This is a genomic window from Parafrankia sp. FMc2 (genome assembly GCF_041008525.1).
Lineage (GTDB): Bacteria > Actinomycetota > Actinomycetes > Frankiales > Frankiaceae > Parafrankia.
The window spans coordinates 1-2,803 of sequence record NZ_JBFLUG010000318.1; the positions used below are offsets into that span (position 1 = coordinate 1).

The 2,803-nt window shown below is 65.0% G+C and carries 4 protein-coding genes; all 4 read left to right on the forward strand.

What is annotated here, in order from left to right; translation table 11 throughout:
- Nucleotides 1-496: 496 nt before the first annotated feature.
- The 4 genes from mftA to AB1460_RS36735 all read left to right on the forward strand — a co-directional run bounded on the left by mftA (nucleotide 497) and on the right by AB1460_RS36735 (nucleotide 2,624).
- Entirely contained in the window at nucleotides 497-592 is a 96-nt protein-coding gene (mftA, locus tag AB1460_RS36720; protein WP_420497460.1) for a mycofactocin precursor MftA, read from the forward strand.
- Between the two features lie 61 nt (nucleotides 593-653).
- The gene (locus AB1460_RS36725; RefSeq protein ID WP_368967117.1) at nucleotides 654-830 is read left to right on the forward strand and encodes a hypothetical protein; all 177 of its coding nucleotides are present in this window, start codon (nucleotides 654-656) and stop codon (nucleotides 828-830) included.
- Nucleotides 831-1,102: 272 nt separating this feature from the next.
- Nucleotides 1,103-2,287 carry a pre-mycofactocin synthase MftD gene (gene mftD, locus AB1460_RS36730; protein ID WP_420497459.1) on the forward strand — a complete coding sequence of 395 codons (1,185 nt, stop codon included), beginning with the start codon at nucleotides 1,103-1,105 and terminating at the stop codon, nucleotides 2,285-2,287.
- A gap of 112 nt (nucleotides 2,288-2,399) precedes the next feature.
- Nucleotides 2,400-2,624, forward strand: coding sequence for a hypothetical protein (locus tag AB1460_RS36735; RefSeq protein ID WP_368967119.1), 225 nt, complete (start codon nucleotides 2,400-2,402; stop codon nucleotides 2,622-2,624).
- Nucleotides 2,625-2,803: the final 179 nt, after the last annotated feature.

A 2,803-nucleotide genomic window follows, 5' to 3' on the forward strand; every position in this document is an offset into this window, starting at 1 on the left:
GGCCGTCAAGCACGGACTGAAACGTGTGCAGTACCGGCCCGATCTTCTTGTCGGGTTCCTTGCCGAGACCGGGCTTGCTTGGGAAGAGCTCGGATCAACATGACTTCTCGCATTAATCATCAGTAGCCGAGCTCAGGCACCCTCCGCCAGCGTGGTCGTCGCGGGTGTATGCCGCCCGACATTACGGTCTCGGCGATCGCCTTCAGAATAGTAGTGGCGAACGCACGAACGGTGAACGGAACGAAGGATGCTCGTCCAGGTCCCGCATGATCGGCAACGGGAGTGACCCCTCGGGTGTTGCGACTTGTCACTTTCAGTGATCAATCCATCGCGTGGTCGAGGGGGGCGGACGTTCTCGCCTTTTTGACCACCGGTGCCGTTAACCCCTTCTTTTTGGCACGCAGTGCTGTTAAGGTGCGAACAGGGCGCGAGTGGTGGCCGCGCAGCAGCAGGAGGAGGCGTCATGTAGGAGTCGACGTTGGTCCCCGGGGACGGTATCCAGCAGGTCGACGGACCTGGCGACCTGCCGATCGTCGAGGAGGGAGCGCTGATCGAGGAGATCTCGATCGATGGAATGTGCGGCGTCTACTGACGTCTGGCGGAGAGCCCGATCGTGACTGAAAGCCTGTCAGGCCTGGGAGCTGTCGCCATCGGTGGTGCTGCATCCCGAGTCGTTCAGCGTGCTGGCCCACCGCTTCGGGACCTGCTGGTTGACCTTCCTCAAGCGCAGGCATCCCGTGGAGGTCGCACCCCGTGCCTGGTGCTCCGCCCATCATCCGCACCGCGCTAACCAGGGCGGGCCCGCCGACCCCACAGTGGGTGGTCTGTAGAGCGGTACGAGCAGGGGTCGGCCGCTCCGATCTGTCTGACCTGGGTAGCGACGTACGCCCGCAACCTGCCGCGCGCGCTGCCTGGCGGCATCTGGCAGGGCGGCCATCACACAGGATGAGCACCGCACTGGTCCAGATCGTCACGCGGCCCGCCAATGGCACCACCGAAATCTCCGCCTGTGCGGAGAACCGCCTGACCGAACCTATGTCTGATCTGGACACATCGACAAAGATGAACGCTCTTTTCGGGATCATGACTGAGAGGTGAGATAATGAGCAGCCCGTGGTTCGAATCAGTTGCCGAGGCAAGGCGCCGGGCCCGCAGGAGGCTTCCCAAGTCGGTTTACAGCGCGCTCCGTGCCGGCTCGGAGGAGGGCGTGTCTTTATCGGACAACACCGGGGCCTTCGCCGCTCTCGGCTTTGCTCCGCATGTGGCGGACCTGTCCGCCAAGCGGGACCTGGGAACCACCGTCATGGGTCAGCCCATATCACTGCCGGTAGTTATTTCTCCCACGGGCGCGCAGGCGGTCCACCCCGAGGGTGAGGTCGCGGTGGCGCGGGCCGCTGCGGCGCGAGGCACGGCGATGGGGCTCAGCTCGTTCGCCAGCAAGCCGATCGAGGACGTCGTGGCGGCCAACCCTCAGATCTTCTTCCAGATGTATTGGATGGGCGCCAGGGAGTGGATGCTCCGACGGATGGAACACGCCAGGCAGGCCGGAGCGGTTGGCCTGATCGTCACCCTGGACTGGTCGTTCTCCCACAGCCGCGACTGGGGTAGCCCGTGGATACCCGAGCGACTCGACTGGAAGACCATGGCGCGTATGGCTCCCCAGGGCCTTTCCCGGCCCGCCTGGCTGCTGGAATACCTGCGCTCCGGAAAGCTCCCCGATCTGACCGTGCCCAACCTGCGCGAGGCGGACCAGCCGTCCCCCACCTTCTTCGGCGCGTACGGCGACTGGATGCAGACACCCCCCGCGACCTGGGACGACATCGCCTGGTTGCGCCGCCAGTGGCAGGGACCGTTCATGCTCAAGGGTGTGTGCCGCGTGGACGACGCCCGTCGCGCCGTCGATGCCGGGGTCTCCGCCATCTCGGTCTCCAACCACGGAGGCAACAACCTCGATGGGACCCCGGCCCCGATCCGCGCCCTGCCGGCGGTAGTCGACGCGGTCGGCGACCAGGTGGAGGTGCTGCTGGACGGCGGCATCCGCCGTGGCGGCGACGTGGTGAAGGCATTGGCGCTCGGCGCGCGGGCGGTGATGATCGGTCGTGCCTACCTGTGGGGCCTGGCTGCCGGCGGCCAGACAGGGGTCGAAAATGTGCTCGACATCCTGCGGGGCGGCATCGATTCGGCCCTGCTCGGGCTGGGGCACTCCTCGATCCACGACCTGACGCCCGACGACGTCGTGATGCCCGACGGATTCACCCGAACCCTCGGCACCGCGAATAGTCGATGATTCCACTGCCAGCCCGAAAAGCCAGGCTACATCGGTCACGCGAACACGGCTCCTGGTATGGCTCCCCCAAGACCTCGCTCTTGCCGAACTTAGAGCCCCGAACTGGGTGAACATGACACAACCGACAGCAGGCAACACCACCTCCATCACCGAGCTCCTACTTGCCGTCGTCGCCGCCGGCGTCGCCGCCGTCTCGCCGTCGGACGTGCTCGGTGACCCGACCGCCGTGACCGCCGAGGAAGGGGAGTGTGCCCTGCGGCAAATGATCAAAGATGTACGCGCACTGGTCAACGACGGCGAGGCCGACGCCGACGGCCGTCCAGGCACGGTCATATGAAGCATTGCGCAGGTGAGCATGGAAGCTGATTCCGGGCGCGTAGCCCTGGTAAGATAGTGCCCCGTGGAGTGGTGTAGATCGGTTCGCGTTTCACTCTGCGTCTTTCGATATTATGCGACTTGGAACTCGGTCGCGTCGAGAGTAATCGGGGTAATCTCCGGGACTGTTGTGGTGGTGTT

What these genes read in the sequence shown, in the direction of transcription:
- mftD (WP_420497459.1), top strand. Translation starts at nt 1,103, where the DNA reads ATGAGCAGCCCGTGGTTCGAATCAGTTGCCGAGGCAAGGCGCCGGGCC.
- AB1460_RS36735 (WP_368967119.1), top strand. Translation starts at nt 2,400, where the DNA reads ATGACACAACCGACAGCAGGCAACACCACCTCCATCACCGAGCTCCTA.